Origin of the sequence: Coleofasciculus sp. D1-CHI-01, from assembly GCF_040218875.1 — a bacterium.
Lineage (GTDB): Bacteria > Cyanobacteriota > Cyanobacteriia > Cyanobacteriales > Coleofasciculaceae > Coleofasciculus.
Genome location: NZ_JAVJQP010000044.1, coordinates 57682 through 76209, shown reverse-complemented (window position 1 = coordinate 76209; position 18528 = coordinate 57682). Strand labels below are relative to the sequence as shown.

General features: G+C 46.4%; 17 protein-coding genes, 1 pseudogene and 1 riboswitch. Of the genes and pseudogenes, 7 read left to right on the top strand and 11 right to left on the bottom strand.

What is annotated here, in order from left to right:
* Nucleotides 1–443: 443 nt before the first annotated feature.
* The 3 genes from RIB93_RS08290 to metE are packed head-to-tail and all read right to left on the bottom strand — an operon-like array spanning nt 444 to nt 3932.
* On the bottom strand, nt 444–1238 hold the full coding sequence (locus tag RIB93_RS08290; protein ID WP_446372104.1) for an acyl-CoA desaturase: 795 nt from the start codon (nt 1236–1238) through the stop codon (nt 444–446).
* A 26-nt stretch (nt 1239–1264) separates the two neighbouring features.
* On the bottom strand, nt 1265–1702 hold the full coding sequence (locus tag RIB93_RS08285) for a hypothetical protein (RefSeq protein ID WP_446372102.1): 438 nt from the start codon (nt 1700–1702) through the stop codon (nt 1265–1267).
* The gene (gene metE / locus RIB93_RS08280) at nt 1686–3932 is read right to left on the bottom strand and encodes a 5-methyltetrahydropteroyltriglutamate--homocysteine S-methyltransferase (protein ID WP_446372100.1); all 2247 of its coding nucleotides are present in this window, start codon (nt 3930–3932) and stop codon (nt 1686–1688) included. Before metE ends, RIB93_RS08285 begins: the two co-directional genes overlap by 17 nt.
* A gap of 163 nt (nt 3933–4095) precedes the next feature.
* On the opposite strand from metE, the gene RIB93_RS08275 reads away from it, so the two are divergent.
* Nucleotides 4096–4266, top strand: coding sequence for a hypothetical protein (locus RIB93_RS08275; RefSeq protein ID WP_446372098.1), 171 nt, complete (start codon nt 4096–4098; stop codon nt 4264–4266).
* Between the two features lie 104 nt (nt 4267–4370).
* A riboswitch (cobalamin riboswitch) is annotated at nt 4371–4513 on the bottom strand.
* A 187-nt stretch (nt 4514–4700) separates the two neighbouring features.
* Here the strand turns inward: RIB93_RS08275 and RIB93_RS08270 are convergent.
* From RIB93_RS08270 to RIB93_RS08250, 5 genes are all read right to left on the bottom strand, one after another.
* Nucleotides 4701–5408 (bottom strand): metallophosphatase, encoded by a 708-nt coding sequence (locus RIB93_RS08270; protein WP_446372096.1) that lies wholly within the window; start codon nt 5406–5408, stop codon nt 4701–4703.
* Between the two features lie 124 nt (nt 5409–5532).
* Nucleotides 5533–6342, bottom strand: a complete 810-nt coding sequence (locus RIB93_RS08265) for a metallophosphoesterase family protein (protein ID WP_446372094.1) — start codon at nt 6340–6342, stop codon at nt 5533–5535.
* Nucleotides 6339–6854, bottom strand: a complete 516-nt coding sequence (locus RIB93_RS08260) for a GTP-binding protein (protein ID WP_446372092.1) — start codon at nt 6852–6854, stop codon at nt 6339–6341. The genes RIB93_RS08265 and RIB93_RS08260 overlap by 4 nt, the downstream gene beginning before the upstream one ends.
* Before the next feature lie 41 nt (nt 6855–6895).
* Nucleotides 6896–7123, bottom strand: a complete 228-nt coding sequence (locus RIB93_RS08255) for a hypothetical protein (protein WP_446372090.1) — start codon at nt 7121–7123, stop codon at nt 6896–6898.
* A 52-nt stretch (nt 7124–7175) separates the two neighbouring features.
* Nucleotides 7176–9059, bottom strand: coding sequence for an iron uptake porin (locus RIB93_RS08250; protein WP_446372088.1), 1884 nt, complete (start codon nt 9057–9059; stop codon nt 7176–7178).
* A 118-nt stretch (nt 9060–9177) separates the two neighbouring features.
* Between RIB93_RS08250 and RIB93_RS08245 the strand changes: the two genes are divergently transcribed.
* The 6 genes from RIB93_RS08245 to RIB93_RS08220 all read left to right on the top strand — a co-directional run bounded on the left by RIB93_RS08245 (nt 9178) and on the right by RIB93_RS08220 (nt 17576).
* The gene (locus RIB93_RS08245) at nt 9178–12450 is read left to right on the top strand and encodes a type 2 lanthipeptide synthetase LanM family protein (RefSeq protein ID WP_446372086.1); all 3273 of its coding nucleotides are present in this window, start codon (nt 9178–9180) and stop codon (nt 12448–12450) included.
* Nucleotides 12451–12572: 122 nt separating this feature from the next.
* Entirely contained in the window at nt 12573–12803 is a 231-nt protein-coding gene (locus RIB93_RS08240; protein ID WP_446372084.1) for a hypothetical protein, read from the top strand.
* Nucleotides 12800–13228, top strand: coding sequence for a type II toxin-antitoxin system VapC family toxin (locus RIB93_RS08235; RefSeq protein WP_446372082.1), 429 nt, complete (start codon nt 12800–12802; stop codon nt 13226–13228). Before RIB93_RS08240 ends, RIB93_RS08235 begins: the two co-directional genes overlap by 4 nt.
* 94 nt (nt 13229–13322) lie before the next feature.
* Nucleotides 13323–15467 (top strand): peptidase domain-containing ABC transporter, encoded by a 2145-nt coding sequence (locus RIB93_RS08230; protein WP_446372080.1) that lies wholly within the window; start codon nt 13323–13325, stop codon nt 15465–15467.
* Between the two features lie 183 nt (nt 15468–15650).
* Nucleotides 15651–15893, top strand: coding sequence for a mersacidin/lichenicidin family type 2 lantibiotic (locus RIB93_RS08225; protein WP_446372078.1), 243 nt, complete (start codon nt 15651–15653; stop codon nt 15891–15893).
* A gap of 162 nt (nt 15894–16055) precedes the next feature.
* On the top strand, nt 16056–17576 hold the full coding sequence (locus tag RIB93_RS08220) for an HlyD family efflux transporter periplasmic adaptor subunit (protein ID WP_446372076.1): 1521 nt from the start codon (nt 16056–16058) through the stop codon (nt 17574–17576).
* A 176-nt stretch (nt 17577–17752) separates the two neighbouring features.
* Here RIB93_RS08220 and RIB93_RS08215 read toward each other — a convergent pair.
* The 3 genes and pseudogenes from RIB93_RS08215 to RIB93_RS08205 all read right to left on the bottom strand — a co-directional run.
* Nucleotides 17753–17848: pseudogene (locus RIB93_RS08215) on the bottom strand (DUF3368 domain-containing protein); the annotation flags it as partial.
* Complete coding sequence (locus tag RIB93_RS08210) at nt 17845–18090, bottom strand: UPF0175 family protein (protein WP_006104906.1); 246 nt, start codon at nt 18088–18090, stop codon at nt 17845–17847. The pseudogene RIB93_RS08215 and the gene RIB93_RS08210, both read right to left, overlap by 4 nt.
* A gap of 37 nt (nt 18091–18127) precedes the next feature.
* On the bottom strand, nt 18128–18349 hold the full coding sequence (locus tag RIB93_RS08205) for a hypothetical protein (protein ID WP_157453365.1): 222 nt from the start codon (nt 18347–18349) through the stop codon (nt 18128–18130).
* Nucleotides 18350–18528: the final 179 nt, after the last annotated feature.

Here is an 18528-nt window from a genome sequence, read left to right as displayed (position 1 = left end):
ACGTCTCTACATAAATGATGTGTCCTAACAGCCATGGCGGTTGCTATAATTCGGGGCGATCGCGTCTTTTTTTTGGTTAACCCGTCGCCTCATCTTTTTCGTTCTTTGGATTGGGTGTCCTCCGGTTGGAATTCTGCCCATCCTCTACAGACAATCTCGTAACATTTTGGTGGGGCAATGGGTAAATTTGTCAAATTAAAAAATGCCGCTGATTAATAGGTTAGTGGCGATAAAATCGTGCTGCCAATCTTGAGAGTTTGTTTCAGCCATTTGTCATTTGTCATTTGTCATTTGTCATTTGTGATAATTGAATGGTTAGGTCTGGGCGGGTTTAGTGATGTTAGGGTGGACAAAAAACGATGGTAGTGAAACCCGCCCCTACACCCCTACAATAGATTTTATAATTGCTTTTCCATCTTCCCCAAGCACTTAATCCTGTAGGTTTAGAAAACTCTGACCTTAGTCGCCAATCCCAGTCTTCGCAACAGACGAATCATCAGCCAAACCAGGTCAATTTCCCACCACAATACACCGTACCGTGCACAAGATTGGCAAGCATGGTGATTGTTGTGCCATCCTTCACCAAACGTCAGCAAAGCCACCCACCAGCAATTCGTGGAGTAATCGCCTGTCGCGTGGCTGCGATAACCAAATTTGTGGCATACGCTATTCACGCAACAGGTACTATGAAATCCGACAAACAGGCGCACAAAAATGCCCCACACCACAAACGGCATTCCTCCTAACCCATACAATAAAATCGCCAACCCCACTTGCAAACTAATGTAATGCTGGTGGCAGAACCGATAAAATTGATCATCAGCAATGTCTTGAGTAAACCGAGACAATTCAGTTTTTGCTGACACCTCATGCATTAACCAACTGATATGACTCCACCACAATCCCTGAGTCGAATCATGGGGATCAAAGGGTTGATCACTATACAAATGATGAATTCGATGGTAACCAACCCAACCCAGAACCGCTCCTTGTCCCGCCAACGTACCGCAGAAAATTAGACAATATTCCAACCATTGAGGCACTTGTAAACTACGGTGACTGGCTAAACGATGGAAACCCAAAGAAATACCGAGTCCAATCGTTATCCAGTGCAACAATAGGGCAACACCAACAGCACTCCAGTTAAAATTACTCGGCAAAAATGCCAAGAGAGCTAATAGGTGTAACGCGCCAGTCGCGAGAATAATTGTCCAACGTGGACGGGGTATATTTGACATACAAATGCTCAAAAATTTAACAATTCTTACCGGAAACAGGGCTGAAATTCATGCCAACGCCGACAAACTTGTCGGTCACATTCAGGAGGGGAAATTTTTAGGTTATGCAACAGATGAATTTCGGTTTGAGTCTGCGCCGTGAGTAGCAAGATTACATCTTCGTCAGGGTGATAACGATCCACCAAGAGCATAAGTTGGTCAATGACACCTTCCTCAAATTTGTGTGCTTGCATCTGACTCACCACCTGGGGTTTAGCAATGAATTCAGCATGGAACGGTATCCAATCCAGACTGATTATCTTCGATGCGATCGCGGTATCCTGCACATCCACACAAACTATCCCGCGACCGGATTCAACATAACCGTTCCAAGCGTAATACCCAATCACCAACAAATTGGCATGAATAAACTCATTTTGCCAGTAGCCAAAATTACCTTGCCAAACACTATTTTCCGGACGCATGGGTTTCCTCCCGCAGCATTTTTGCCGCTTCTACCATATTTTTCAACGCCGGAATCACTTCGTCCCAATGGCGAGTTTTCAAGCCACAGTCGGGATTCACCCAAATTTGTTCAACGGGCAAATTAGCCACTCCTGTCCGTAGTTGTTTCAGAAGGTGTTCTGTTGTGGGAATTACTGGACTATGGATGTCATAAATCCCATTCCCCACCTGATGAGCATATCCAGCATTGGTAATTTCAAACAAGGTTTCATTATTACTGCGGCTATTCTCAATCGATAAAACATCCGCATCCAGACGCTGAATGTGCTGAATAATATCCCCAAATTCGGAATAACACATATGAGTATGAATTTGGGTTTGGGGTTTGGCAATTCCAGCACTGAGACGAAACGCATCCACTGCCCAAGACAGATAATCCTGCCACCGTTCTGGTTTCAGCGGTAAACCTTCTCGCAATGCCGGTTCATCAATCTGAATAATCGTCGCTCCCGCTGCTTCTAAATCCGCCACTTCTTGCCGCAAGGCTAAGGCAATTTGGAATGCCTGTTCCTGTCGGGAAATGTCGGTACGGGGGTACGACCAATTAATCATGGTTACGGGTCCGGTGAGCATCCCTTTAATCGGTTTTTCCGTTAATGACTGGGCAACGTTAAACTCACGAACCGTCATCGGCATCTGACGCACGACATCACCGTAAATAATTGGGGGACGAACATAGCGACTGCCATAACTTTGCACCCATCCATGTTGAGTGAAGGCAAAACCTTGGAGTTGCTGTCCAAAAAACTCTACCATATCAGTGCGTTCAAATTCACCATGTACCAGCACATCCAATCCGGCTTCTTCTTGATAGCGAATACACTGAGCAATTTCGGCATCAATTGCCTTTTGGTAATCAGCCAGAGTGATTTCGCCGCGCTTCCATTGCCGCCGTAGTTTCCGCACCTGTGAGGTTTGCGGAAATGAGCCAATTGTGGTGGTGGGAAATGGGGGAAGTTGAAGTTGTAGTGGCTGTCGTTGGGTATAGGGGAGCAATCGCTCAAAGGCATCAACATTCAATGACTGAAGCTGTTGTTGAACCTGTGCATTAGGGGGACTGAATTGCTCAAATGCTGTTTGGCGTGTGGCAATATCCTGCAATTGCGATCGCCTGTCTTCCCCTTGGAGGGTTTGCGCCAAAATGACCACTTCTTGGAGTTTTTGTTCCGCAAAACTCAGTACATTTCGTAGGGGTTCGGGTAACTTAGTTTCCCGTGTGGCGTCGTAGGGAACAAACTGTAGGGAGGCGGAGGGTTGAATGGATAGGTTGGAGGTAATCGGTTTAATCTCGTCTAGGATGGGTAAAAGGCGATCGGGTCGAATTTGCCAGACGTTTCGTCCATCCACAATACCCACACCCAGGCGTTTATCGCTGGGAAACCCATGGCGTTTAAGTTGGTCTAGATTGCGCCCCCGGGTAAAGTCTAAACTGATGCTGGCAACGGGTAATTGGATCACCCAGGGATAACTTTCACCCAAATCATCAAAATAGGTGACCAAATCTAGCGGTATACCCACCTGCGCCAATGAGGCGTAAGTTGATTCATAGTCGTCTTTAAACTTAGCCGTATCTCCCAAAACCAGGGCAGGTTCATGAATTTGGACTTCCTCTATACCCAAGGGTTTGAGTGCCTGTAGCAGATTCACATAGCGATCGCACAGGGGACGAATGATCTCCGAAATCGGCATATCTAACCGACTCAATCCTAGGAGTGTCATCGGTCCTAAAATAATCGGAGTTGCCCGTTTCCCCAGAATGTACTGGGCGCGTTTAACGGTTGCCAAAACCGGATTAAAATCTGTCGGTTGCAGTGGGGCGGAAATTTCCGGTACGAGGTAGTGGTAATTCGTATCAAACCATTTGGTCATTTCTAGGGCGGGAATGCCTTCTTTCCCCCGTGCCATGGCAAAGTATTGTTCTAAACCGGATAGATGGCGAAATCGTTCTGGAATCAATCCCAAATAAATAGACCAATCGAGTACAGAGTCATAGAGGGTAGCGTCACCAATCCCGATGCGATCGATACCGGCTTCACGTTGGGTTTGCCAGTTGGTTTCTTCAACCTGGCGCACAGTTTCCCATAAGGATTCTGCGTCTAATTTGTTACTCCAGAAGGCTTCTAAGGCTTTTTTGACTTCGCGGTTTTTGCCGATGCGAGGATAGCCTACTGTTGCGGTTTGAATGGACATGGTTTTTCTGGGTTTAATTAAGGTGTAATAGCCCGGATTTGATCAAGCGCTAAGGGTAGCACTTCACCATCAAGGAACAGCACTCAAGCTATCTAATGCCTCAGGCAATTAATCGGTGTTCCCGGAGTCATTAGAGCGATGAAATGCTATAGGTTGTGTTTAATTGGTGCAATTTCCTCAAAGGCAGAATCTGTGCCAGAAAATCCGGTTCAACGGTTCAGGCGATTCTGACCTAGGCGGGAAAGCCTTGGATATAGTAATGCTATATTTCCGGACAGCAGAAGCACTGCCTTGGATGGATAAATTGCCAAACCAATCGAGTAATGCCAGTTAGCATCTGTAGCGTATTTCTGGCACGATCAGAGCGTAAAATCGCGGGATGAGACTATTCATGATTGTATACATCTGTACCTCGCAGATGGATGAAATGATTTGACTAAAATTGCTTGACATTCGGCGGGCATTCTGACTCAAAGACCTCAGTCTCATTACAGCTGCGGGACAGCGTCGGATTTGCACCGAACTTTCCCCATTACTTCTAACGGCTGATCCCCGTTAGAACCGAAGGTTGATTTTCACTATATCACCATTATGTCTTTTTTGTCTCCCCAGCTCCCCTGATTTTGCTCAGCAGGGGAATAAACAAGGGGAATGGTGGAAATGGTTAAGTTTTATGACTCTCTGTTGCCAGCAGATATCCACAAAACAGATGATATGAGCCTCTGGCATCGTAACCATTAGCCAGAGAGGTGACATGCTCCCTCTGCTTCAGCCGTAACGAATTGTCCGAAAGTCCACACGGTTTGTATCCGGCTCATAAAATGTGTAAGTGGCTTTTCCGGGTTCTCGTCCCACATTACCCACCCCAATAACCCGACGAGGAGATGCTGTTGCTGTCTGAACCGACTGTTGACCCTCAAGCGTGGTGATTTGTGAAGACACAGAACCTCCTTGCAGTTGGTACTCAAAAGTTAAACCCGATCGACCACAAAATAGGTTAGTTGCACCCACACGCATCAAGCGATCGCACATCTGCCAAGGGGGTGTCTGAGGCGTCAATTCATCATCCACACTCACGCTGCTACCATGAATCAGTAGACAATCGAGTTCTAAGAACCCAAAATCTAGGCGGCGAATCCATTCAACCGTTTGCCGGGAAACAGCATCCCAAAGCAATTTTACGGTGTCAGCACCATAGTTCTCAATCAGTTGAGTCGGTTCGCCTGTAGCTGCCAATCCATGAAGAATCAGACATTGTTCCTCCCACCAACCTGTACAGATTTTGGGTAAACATTCGTTGGGTTTTGGAGAACGAATTCGCCGCACGACCTGTTCACTTTCGGGTCGAGAACTAATAAAATCCCCCAAAATATAAATATCATTTACGCCTCTATTCTGGTGTTGAATATCGGAAATTACCGCTTCATAAGCAACAATATTTCCTTCAATTCCACTTAAAATTGCCCAGGTTTCCATTGTTATTCAGTATGGGGGAGAATTGGACTTAACGGTGGAGAAGTCGTTTGTCATTTGTCAGGCTTTAAAGACAGGATAAACGTGACAACCGTCTGCCTTCTGTTAACTTATGACCAAGAAAGGTTTATCGCGCACAAATATGAGTTGGATCATCCGCTTTTTCGGCATACTCCAATCCTCGTGCCAATCGCCACGCAAAAATAGGAGGTAAGCCTTTATCAATAATTGCCGCACAGGTTTTTTGGTAGTCGTACTCAACCTCCCTCAACGTTACCTGTTCGGTTTCATTATCGTAAATAACATAGGTGGCATTCGGGCGTCCGTGACGAGGTTCTCCGACAGAACCCACATTGATAATCCGTTTCAGGGGAGCCTGGAAAGTTTGCTGTTGTTGCTGTTCCTCGCTACTCATCTTGACTTGCAGTTGACCCCCTGCTAACGTCCGCACATAAGGCAGATGGGTATGTCCACAGAAAAGGACATCAGCACCCGTCGAGAGAACTCGTTCCACGGCTAAAAAAGCATCTAACTCCGGCAACAGGTATTCATGATTACTGTGAGGACTCCCATGAACAAAACAGAGGTTCCCTTCTTTTAAGCTATAAGGTAGTTGGGCGAGGAATTCTCGTGTTTCAGGGTGAATTTCCTGATTCGTCCATTCGTGAGCAATGCGTCCTCGTTTTTCGGCTAATAGTGAAGGATAGGAACATTCGCAAGCGTTTAATCCTTCAACAACATCTTCATCCCAACATCCCTGACAGGTGGGAATATCGAGAGAGCGAATTTGTTCGACTACAGCATTGGGATGGGGTCCATAACCCACTAAGTCGCCAACACAAACGATTTTGTCAGCGTTTTGGTGATCAATATCTAATAAAACGGCATCTAAGGCTGGGTAGTTTCCGTGAATGCAGGAGATAACAGCAAGTTTCATGCTTCTTCTTCTTCTTCTTCTGGATCTAAAATAGCTAAGGATTCTTTGATTTGTTGTTGGTAATGATGAACAGCTACATCCGATAAACAGCAATCTTTCAGTGTTTGGGCGATCGCGCTCTTATCCAACGCCACACCCACCACTTCAATCCCACTGAAGCGCTGGGGACGACCTTCAAGCCAACGCGGAAGCGCTAACTCGGTGTAGGTACTATTTATCCCCGCGACAAAATCAAAATAAAAGGCGCGTCCATCGGCTAGGTCAAAAATTCCCTTGGCTCGATTCACATTGCCATAGGCTCCCTGGGTTAACTCCGCCCAAAAGACATCCAGACTAGCTGGATCAAGCACTTGACCGCTAATCGGCGCACGCCAAAGCTCAGGATTTCCCTCTGGGGTGGCAATTGTCACCCCAGGCACGACTTGGTCTGCCCAAACGTGCCATCCGGTATCCTGAACATTGGGTGGCATCACGGCAACGCGACGATAGCAGAGGTGATCTAATGCGGACAACAGTGGCTCGAGGGACTCTAAATCTAGATGAAATCCCAGTTCTATATATAGGCAAGACACTCCAGCCGAGCTAAGTCTAACAACCTATACTCATCCCCTTCTTTGAGAAGTGTGACTTGGGGAAATTCGACAGTGATACCCGTTATATCAATGGGAACAGGCTGAGAACCCGGACTAAAATACAGCACGGGTTGGTTAGCAACGGCTAGCTGTTGTCGAATCCAAGTGGTTTTTCCGGCTCCCGGTAAACCAGCGACAGCAATAATCATTGAGGAACATTGTGGGAATGATTATCATTATAATAACTCAAACGGGTTCCCCTTAGAAAAGGAACGTCGCTCGGAGCGTACCAATCACTACATCCGGATTTCGCGCAGATTGGTTAGGCGCCGTCAACCAAATTACACCAGGAGTCAGATAAATATGATCGGTCAGCTTATACCGATAGAATCCCTCAATATGCCAAGGAATCGCATTATCTGGAATCAGGTCAGTAAAATCTTCTCCTAAATCAGAACCCAAGAACCAATTTCCTCCAGTCTGGAACGGTGTTGGAACTTCTGCTCTAGTCGCATAAGGAGAAGCGCCGATAACCAAACCACCGAGATTTCCTTCCCCTCCTAAGTCGGGAAATGCCAGAGCGATGCCATAGGTCAGAATATCAGCGCTACTGCCTTCATAATCTACATCGACGAAGCTTCCCCCTTGAAAAATGCTGGCGCTGTCCGAATTACTATTGACGCGACTGTAGGCAAACCAGCCATTGATGGCAAACTGGGGACTCACTTGCCACAACGCACCAACACCATAGGAATCAACCGATACCTCTTGAGCCGGAATAATCGGAAAATTGCTCAAGACTGTTCCTTGATCCGACAAAAAGATGGGTGTACTGCTAAATGGTCCCCCCGCAGGATGATAGCTGTGGTTATAGGTCAAACCAAAGGAAAAAGTATCGCTGGGTTTGACCGTTAATTGTGCCAAAGCCGAATATCGACCGCCAAATAAACCCCCAGCGAGAGGATTCGTCGAACGGGCGGAACTGGGTTCATTGGCGTATGTGGCGATATAACCCGCACTCAGACTAATGGCATCACTCAACTGGTAAGTGAATCCTAGACCGGCTCCTGACTCAAAATTATAAATGCCACTGCGTTGTCCAAAAACCGACAGAGAACCTGTACCCCCATTGTCGTCATCCCAAGAACTAAACGTGGTGGGAATGTAGTCGTGATGTTCGCCGCCTTCTGCCATAATCACGGTTCTCAGCTTTTCACCCAGGGAAAACTCATAGCTCAAACTCGTCAACCCTACAGTATTATTAGCGGGTAAGGACGCGATATCGTTAAAGGTTTGCTGACCTTCAGGGGAAAATTCCGGTCCCCCAAAGAAACCCAACAGGGGACTTGGACCATATTGAAATCCGCCGTCGAGACGAGACGGGTGGGGAAAGTTCCCACTGGCAAGTCCTATTTTTAGCTCATCCTCACCCGTGAAACTGGTGAGGAAATTGAGACGAACGCGGTTGGCAAAAACCGTATTTTGTTCAGGACTGTCACGAGTTGTGGTTCCCGTTGGGCTAATGACTGACGGGAACGTCACTTGGGTGCTGTCTCCTGCTAAAACATCGGTAACGGCGATGATCACTTCTCCTTGCAGTTTGGTGGTGGTGGAAAACTGATTCGCTTCCAGAGACGCGGTACGATCTTCTAGATTATCCACCCGTGTACCCAGGGTGACTAATTCGGTTTCAAACTCTTGTACCAGCCGTTGCAAAGTGTTTACGTCGTCCTGGTGACCTAAATCCCCTGGGTTTTCCGCGAAGATACGCTCGATTTGCTGCAAGCAAGCATTCAATCCGGCGGCAAATTCATACCGACTCAACGCTCGATTCCCTTGAAATGTGCCATTGGGATAGCCAGCGATACACCCATAGCGCTCAACCAGAGTCCGTAAGGCTTCATACGCCCAGTCTCCAGGGAAAACATCCCGCAGTTGAGACACGGAGTTAACTTGGCTCATGGGATCACCTTCCTCTGGAAAAAGCACCACCGATTCATCGACGTGGAACTGAACACTGGACATGGACGGGACTTCACGGATGACTTCTTCCCTTGCTACGGCGGTATCAGCACGACCACACAGCAGGACAACCGCTGAAATACCGACAATCACCTTACCCCGGAACCTGTACATCTGTAGCATTTTCTCCTCCTCACACCTTAGTAGGTGAAAATGAAAATCATTCTGGTATATTTGAGTATGATAATCATTATCACCCAAAAAGGAAATACGGGAAAACCACTACACAAGGCAGAACAGGATGGATCGCGTGATCGGGCAAACAGCACCGTGGTATCGGGCGCTGACGTTAATTGAACGAATCCCAGACTCAGGGACAATCAGGGAAGACTCTGACACAGATGGCTTTAATCAGGACTTAGCCGAACGCAAAATGCAGCGCTGGTGTTCCCAAATCCCCTTTACAAATTCGGCTTATTTTGATCAGCGATTGGCTATTGAGGGAATGACCCGAGAGCAGTTTCGCGATCGCCTCGGTGAATCCGTTGAATCTTTGGTCAAGCGTTTTCCCCATCCACCCCATTGGTTAGAGGAACTCCAGCAGGCGTTTTCTCGCCCAAATTTCACAAATGTTCAGATCGCACCTGTGGCGCAACTCTCTCCTGAGCGAGCAACACTAGGTTTCCTCTACGGGATTAAACCCTTACTGAGTCATGCGATCGCTCGTTTAGATGCCGGAATTGGCGAATTAGAGAAACGTTACCCCACTTTACCCTTTGATCGGCAGACTATTAAGGGACTTTTAGTTGCCAATCTCCCTGATCAGTTGATCACAATGATCAGTCAAACCATGGTATTGGAACTGAATGTGGCTCGGTTACAAGGACAATTATCTGGGGAGACACCAACCGAACGATTGCACAATTTTATCCAAGAATTAGACAATCCAGAGCGAGCCATCGCCCTGCTGCAAGAGTATCCCGTTTTAGCCAGACAATTAGTCATTCACCTGGAACAATGGGTGGACGCCAGCTTAGAATTTTTAGACCGTCTCTGTTCAGATTGGCAGGACATTTGCCAGACGTTCACGCCCCAAACCCATCCAGGGATTTTAGTGCAAGTGCAACAAGGCGCGGGCGACACCCATCGCGGTGGGCGATCGGTCATGATCCTAAAATTTAGCTCCGGGTTTCAGGTGGTTTATAAGCCCAAATCATTAGCCATTGACTGCCATTTTCAAGAACTGCTTCAGTGGCTCAATCAACGCGGGAAGCATCCACCGTTTTTAACTTTAAAAATCATCAATCGGGACACCTATGGATGGGTTGAATTCCTGTCTGCCTCCAGTTGTACCACGCTTGAACAACTTGAGCGATTTTACTGGCGCATGGGCGGTTATTTAGCACTATTCTACGTTTTAGAAGCAACAGATTTTCACCTAGAAAACCTGATTGCCGCTGGCGAACATCCCGTTCCCATCGACTTAGAAACCTTATTCCGTCCCGTGCGAAGCGCCCCCGATTCCCCAGCATTTGTATTGATTGCTAACCGGAAAATGGGTGAGTCTGTAATGGGAGTGGGACTATTACCCCAACGCACTAACATCCAAGAAGCCTCACCAGGAATTGATACCAGTGGAATCGGTGCCATTGGGGGTCAAACTCTGCCCACTCAATCCCCTCAATTAACTGGGATAGGAACCGATGAAATGCGCGTGCGTCGCCAGCCAGGGAGGTTAAATAGAAGTAAAAATCGACCGACGTTGAATGGGGACGTGGTTAATGTTTTAGACTACCAAGAGGCAATAGAAACTGGATTTGCCACGATTTATCGGTTAATTAAAGAACATCAAGAAGACTTTTGTTCTACATGGATAACAACCTTTGCTCAGGACGAAATCCGAGTGGTTTTGCGGGATACTCGACTCTATGGATTATTATTACAAGAGAGTTTTCATCCCGATGTTTTACGGGATGCACTGGATCGCGATCGCCTCTTTGATCGGCTTTGGGTTGATGTCCCGAATCGCCCGTTTCTGGATCAGGTGATTCCCTGGGAGAAAAAAGCTTTATGGCGTGGTGATATTCCCTTGTTTTCAACCCATGTCAATTCGTGTGATTTGTGGAGTGATGGTGAACGAATTACGAACTTTTTTGATCAATCGGGAATTGAACGAGTAGAACGTCGAATTCGACAATTGAGTGAAACCGATTTAGACGAGCAACGTTGGTTTATTCGCACAGCTTTAACGGCGTTAAAACTGGAATCCCAAAACCCTGGGCATTCAAGTTATCATTTAGTAGAACCGGAAACGATTCCAGATCCTAAACAATTGTGCAAACGCTTGTTACAAATAGCCGGAAACATTGCCTCACGATTGGAATCCCTTGCCTTGCACGATAACCATCAAGCCAGTTGGATTGGGTTAGTCTCCGTCAGTCAAGGGTATTGGACGCTTAAACCGCTGAGTTGGGATTTATTTGCCGGAATTTCTGGGATTGCTCTATTTCTGGGTTATTTCGGGGCGATGACTCAAACAGAACGCTATGAAATCTTAGCGCGAGATGCCCTATCTACGGTATTGCGTCAGGTGGAGTTTGATCAAAATTTAATTCGTTCGATTGGGGGATTTAGTGGTTGGGGTGGATTAATTTATACGGTCACTCATTTAGGCAGTTTATGGCAAAATCAGGAGTTATATGATCGTGCCTTGAAATGGGTTAACCAACTGCCTAAGTTAATCGAACAAGACAAACAATTGGATATTGTTTACGGTTCAGCCGGATGTATTATCGCCTTAATGAATCTTTATCGCTGTATTGGTAATGAAGACATTAAAGCTGTTGCTTTACAATGCGGTGAACGTCTTTTGGCTTGTGCCCAACCCATGGAACGAGGCATCGGTTGGGTAACCATTCCCCATAAAAAACCCCTGGGCGGATTTTCTCACGGTGCGGCGGGAATTGCTTTAGCCTTGTTAGAGTTAGCAGCATTTACAGGAGAAGAACGCTACAAAAATGCGGCGGTGGCTGCTTTAGAATATGAGCGAAGTCTCTTTTCGGAACCCGCTAAAAATTGGCGAAATAGATTAGAGGAAGACGAAGAAAATTTTGCCATGGGGTGGAGTCATGGTGCAACGGGAATAGGTTTGGCTCGCTGGAGAATGAGCGCCTATTTAGATGATCCAGAAATTTACTCAGAAATTGATGCCGCTAGGGAAACAACCCTAAATCGAGGCTTTGGTTACAATCATTCGTTATGCAACGGAGATTTAGGAAACTTAGAATTGCTTTGGCGGGGAAATTTTGGAATAGAAGTGGAAAACGAGTCTCAAGAGTTATGGCATAAACGTTATCTCCAGAAAACGGCTGCTGTTTTGGACAGCCTTGAACAGCAGGGGTGTTACTGTGGTGTACCTGGGGGAACAGAAGTTCTCGGTTTAATGAACGGTTTAGCCGGAATCGGTTATGGCTTACTGCGTTTGGTTCACCCCGATCGCGTTCCTTCGGTTTTAGTTCTCGATCCGCCTATTTCCCGGCATTCCCAAGGGACTAACCTACATGAGTGCTACTAAAAATTGGTTAAATTCGGCTGGATTTGGTATTATGGGTGTTTCTAAACTAATATATAGATTACTATCGGCTTCTATATAATTATTTCAATAGAACCCAGACTATCCAGCCCTGAGAGGTGTCTATGCTACTGCAAGAGCTAAAGGAAGAAGCTGTCAAGTTATCACCGAGCGATCGGCTTGCGCTGGTTAGTGCCATCATTGAATCCTTGCAGAATACCCCAATTGCCAAGCCTGGTCGTTCTAGTGCAATTCGACGAATGCGTGGCTTACTCAAAACAGACCAACCCGCACCAACCGACCAAGAAGTAGCTGCGATGTTGGAAGAGCGTCGGGTGGAGAAATATCTTCAGTGAACATTTTAGTTGACACCAATATTCTCCTAGATTTTCTATTACAAAGAGAGCCATTTTTCCACGATGCAGAGCGACTGTTTCAGGCGATCGATTCTGGTCAGATCGTTGGGTATGCCACAGCTACAACGCTCACAGACATTTTTTACATTGCTCGAAGACACACACGCAGTATTGAGCAAGCACGGGAAGCAGTTTCAGAGACATTGACAGCGATGGAGATTTGCCCTGTGAACCGAGAGGTTTTAGAGGTAGCGTTTAGCTCAGGTTTTGCTGATTTTGAGGATGCGATTCAAGTTGCTTGTGCTGTAGCTCAAGGGCTTGATGCTATCTTGACCCGCGACAATCAAGGTTTTTTGAATTCATCCGTACCTGTGTTATCAGTTCAGGAGTGCTTGCATCGCTTGGAAGAGCCAAATAACGAGTAGTGGATTGGGAGACGAAGATTACGATCGCGTTGTCAGCTTGTCGCAAACGCTGTCCAACAAACATTAGACTGATGGAACCAAATCCAAAATGGGGATGAAATACCAAATTATTTTACAGCACAATGAAGAAGATTGCGGTGCCGCCTGTTTAGCCGCGATCGCTAAATATTATGGTCGGATTTTCTCGATTAATCGGGTTCGAGAAGTCGCGGGTACTGGACCATTGGGGACTACATTACTCAACCTCAAACAAGGGGCAAAAGCCCTTCGATTCGATCCGAGAGGTGTGAAAGTTCCGATTGAACTCATTGATCAAAAAATAATTCCTTTACCCGGAATTATTCACTGGAACGGGAATCATTGGGTAGTGTTGTACGAACGCAAAGGAAAAAAATACGCGATTGCTGATCCAGCCATTGGGATTCGGTATTTATCGAAAAAAGAGTTGCTAACGGGGTGGACTAATGGAGCCATGCTTTTACTCCAACCGCGTCCAGAATTTCCCTCTCAACCGGATGATCGTCATAAAATTGGCAGTTTTCAACGTTTAACTCAACGCTTCTGGGAAAAACGAGGTCTTTTGGCGGAAGTGTTGCTGATTAACGGGGTTTTTGGCTGTCTATCTCTCACCTCTCCATTTTTACTGCAAATTCTCACCGATGATGTCTTAATTCGCGGTGATGAGCAACTGCTCAATGGTGTGATTATCGCCGTCTTACTGTCGCACTTACTCCGGAGTAGTCTGCGATTTGTCCAGTCTCATTTAATTGCCCATTTTGCCCAAGGTTTAGAGCTGAATTTAGTCCTGGAGTTTTGCCGTTCAATTCTCGGACTTCCTCTGGCGTATTACGAATCTCATCGCAGTGGTGAGGTGGCGAGTCGTTTGCGTGATATTCAAGCGGTTAATCAACTGATTTCTCAAGTGGGGATTTTACTTCCCAGTCAGTTGTTTATTGCGTTGGCATCTCTGGGATTTATGCTCGTTTATAGCCCAAGACTCTTGCTGGTGACGTTGGTGATTTCAGCAACCATGACGCTTTCAACGTTAGTGTTTCTTCGCCAACTGAAACAGAAAACCCACAGTCTTCTGGCGTTAACTGCCGAAAACCAAGGGATTTTAGTAGAAACGTTCAAGGGAGCGCTGGTTCTGAAAACTAAAAATGCGGTGCCTCAGTTTTGGGAAGAATTCCAATCTCGATTTGGACGACAGGCAAATTTGAATTTTAAACGGTTGAAAATTGCGATTATTAATGCAGTGTTTTCGGGGTTTGTTTTGTTGAGTGGTGAAGGAATTTTACTGTGGTTTGGCGGTCAGTTGGTTTTTGCTAATCAAATGAGCATCGGACAATTAATTGCGTTTAATGCACTGAATCGCAATTGTCTAAATTTCATCACCAGTGTTATCGATTTTGTCAACCAATTTGCGTTTACGGAAGCTGCTCTACAGCGGTTAAATGATGTGATTGATGCGACACCGGAGGAGCAAGATAACCTATTTAAACCCCAGGTTAACTTGGCGAATAATGCTGAAATTATTTGTAATAATTTAACCTTTCATCATCCCGGTCGAGTTGAGCTACTCAACGACTTCTCCCTGACCCTTCCTGGGGGTAAAGCGATTGCTTTAATCGGGAAATCGGGTTGTGGGAAGAGTACGTTGGCAAAACTGTTGGCTGGGTTATATTTTCCGGACTCTGGCACAATTCGTATTGGCGATTACAATCTTGATGACTTGTCTTTAGATTGTCTCAGACAGCAAATTGTTTTGATTCCTCAAGAGGCTCATTTTTGGAGTCGCTCGATTATCGAAAATCTTAGTTTGGGCGATTTACCTGTTGGGTTTTCTGAGATTGTTCAAGCCTGCAAAATTGCTCAAGCTGATGAATTTATTAGTAAACTTCCTAATAAATATCAAACTATTTTAGGTGAGTTTGGAGCCAATCTTTCCGGAGGACAGCGCCAGCGACTGGCGATCGCGCTGGGTATTGTAACGAATCCTCCGATCCTCATCCTTGATGAATCGACGGCTAGCCTTGATCCGGTGAGTGAAGCTGAAGTCCTTGATCGCCTCCTTTGTCATCGTCAAGGTCAAACCACGATTCTGATTAGTCATCGTCCGCGAGTTATTAATCGGGCGGATTGGATTGTACTACTCGACACAGGACGAGTGCAACTCCAAGGGACTCCCTCGGATTTGCTCTCTAAGTCAGGTTCTCACCTAGATTTTTTGACTCCCTGATCAGGTTGGCTGGACATTCATCCCTGTTAACCACGGGATCAGGCTTGACTTTAATATAGTACAAATGTACTGTAAGCGCTTAAACAAACTTTGCAGTAAAAATGATAATCATTATCAAAATTAGGTTAATATAGTCTTGCGGCAAAAAAGCCGCTTCAAGACTAGATCAATAGGAGGACGAAAATGTCTCAACTTGATATCATCCGTGCGTGGAAAGATGAAGACTACCGTGCCAGTTTGAGTGCCGAACAACTCAGCCTCTTGCCGGAAAACCCGGCGGGGTTGATTGAACTGAGCGATGAAGATATGTCGTCGCTCTCCGGTGGCTGCACCACCTGCACGGGGACGACTATACCCACGATTCACACTTACAACAGCTCTTGCAAGATTTCGGTTGAACCTGGTGATGGCTTGACCATTGGCTAGGCAACGATGGGTCATGATCGCCCAGTGTTGAGGGCTTAAAACGCCAGCCAAGGTGACTGAGTTGGATTTGGCTGATTTTCTCAAATTCACCTGTGGTGACGGTTTTAAGCCATTGTGTATTGACCCGGAACCCTTTCTGGGTCTTTTCCTAGTTTACACTCCATGATTTCCGAAAGAATACTCAACCGTGACCAATCGGCAAACCTATCAACAGTTAAGAATGCAGATTTTCTGCCTCCCATCAGCCCTTGGCTGAGTTGGGGCGGACTATGTTTAGTCGGCGCAGTCGGTGCAGCGTTTACCCTAGCAGCTATTTTCACCTACAACGTCACCGTGAACGCCAGGGCGACAATTCGTCCTTCTGGTGAACAACGCCTCGTACAAGTGGCAATGGAAGGAACAGTTAAAACCATTGAAGTGAAGGAGAACCAGCAAGTTGAACAAGGGGACATTATTGCCACGATTGACGACTCTCGCCTCCAGACGCAAAAGAGTCAGCTTCAAAGTAATATTCAACACAACCAGGGTCAACTGACTCAAATCGATGCCCAGATAATGGCGCTTGATCGGCAGATTATTGCTGAACGCGATCGCACGAAACGCACAGTTGCCTCAGCGCAAGCCGAACTCAGTCGCAGTCAACGGGAGTACCAAGATCAACAAATAACCGCAACAGCCCAAGTCCAAGAAGCCGAAGCCCATTTGAAGCAAGCGCAAGAAGAGTTACAAAGAAGTGAGGCTGAGTTAAACGCCGCCCAAGCTCACTTAAACTCTACGGAAGCCGCGTTAAACGCTGCCAAAGCCAGACGCGATCGCTATCAGCCAATCGCCGAATCTGGCGCTCTTTCTCAGGATCAATTCCAGGAAGTTCAACTTGCTGTGACTCAACAAGAACAAGCCCTAGAAGCCCAAAAAGCCACCATCCTGGCACAAAAAGAAGAGATTGAACGACTCTCATCGGGTGTAGATGCTGCCCAAGCTAGACGAAAAGGGGCATTAGCCGCGCTCAACCCCAGTGAGGCAATGGTGACAATGGCGAAGGAGAAAATTGCCCAAGAACGCGCCACTGGAAAAGCCAGCCTATCTCGATTAAACCAAGAACGAGAGCAGCTCATTCAACGTCGCGGGGAACTCTTGAACCAACTCAGTCGCAACAAGGATGAACTTCAGCAAATTGAAACGGAACTTCAAAACACGATGATCCGCGCCTCAGCCTCTGGTATTATCCAGCAACTGCATCTTCGCAACGTCCAACAAGTTGTCCGTGCCGGAGATGCGATCGCGCAAATTTCCCCCAGTGCAGCACCTTTGGTGATTAAAGCCTTCGTGTCATCTCAAGATATCAGCCAAGTCGAAATGGGTCAACGGGTGCAAATGCGCGTCTCAGCCTGTCCCTATCCGGACTACGGCACTCTCCCAGGTACAGTGACTGCCATTTCTCCAGATGTGACTACGCCCACCCTAACCCCACAGGCGATCGCAAGTTCCACTCAAACCAGTACAACCTCTGCTAATCATGCTGTTTATGAAGTCACGATTCAGCCAGGAATGTTTCAGTTGAGTGAAGGTGAACGCCCTTGTGTCATTCAATCGGGTATGGAAGGCAGAGCCGATATTATCGCCACAGAAGAAACCGTTCTCAACTTGATTCTCACCAAAACTCGGTTACTCACGAATTTTTGACACTCACCGCCCTATAACCCACAGTCCGCACTTCAATATGTAGCACGATAGGTTACAGGTTGGTCTCCGAGAACACTAAGCATAAATACTCACTTTACTGAGGATTGATACCTTGAGATAATTAGCCAGTTACCTGTGACTATTTAAAAGAGAGATGAACTCTATAAATGAAGAACAGGAATAATGATATCCCCATAGAGTTGCTGCAATAAAGACAAATGTCCGACAGCCGCCAGATTAGTAATAGGAGACGTATCACTAATAACAATCACAATCGTCCGGCTGCCCGTAAATTGCTTAAATCTGTCTCAAAATCCTCCACATCATAGTGAATCGGAATCTGACGAGACGCTAATTCGTGCTGAAACCGAATTCGGGGTATCCCTAACAAATGACTTGCCTTAGCCAGACTGATTTTTTTCTGCTTAAATAGCAACAGAACAATTTCTAAGAGGAAATCAGGTTCAGATAATCCACTTGCCCTAATAATTTCATCAGAAATAACTAAACTCATCGGCTTGCTTGTCCTCCTACTTTCCAGTCATTTTAATTCAGATGTAACCCACTGTTCGGGAGTCAAAGAGTCGATTTAACCCGTTCAACCTCTGTTTGACGCCCTCTCCATACGACGGACAAGAAAGCAGCATAGCGGCTTCCAGTTCTTCCTCATCCGCCACCCTAATCATCTCACAGAGACTGGCGCTAACACTTTGATGACCCTGAGACGGTTTCCCCTCAACACCTCGCGCCGCCTCAGAATTGGGACGAAGCAATGCGATCGCACACATTACCCGCCAGACTTGAGTCCCCTGCTGTTCATTTGGACGGTGGCAACTGACTCAAATCGATTTTTTACCGACGACAAAATTGTCATCTGTGATTATAATGATTATCATTATCAAAAATGAGCGTTGCCAAAGTCAAACCTGCTATCAATCCAGCAAAGGAGACT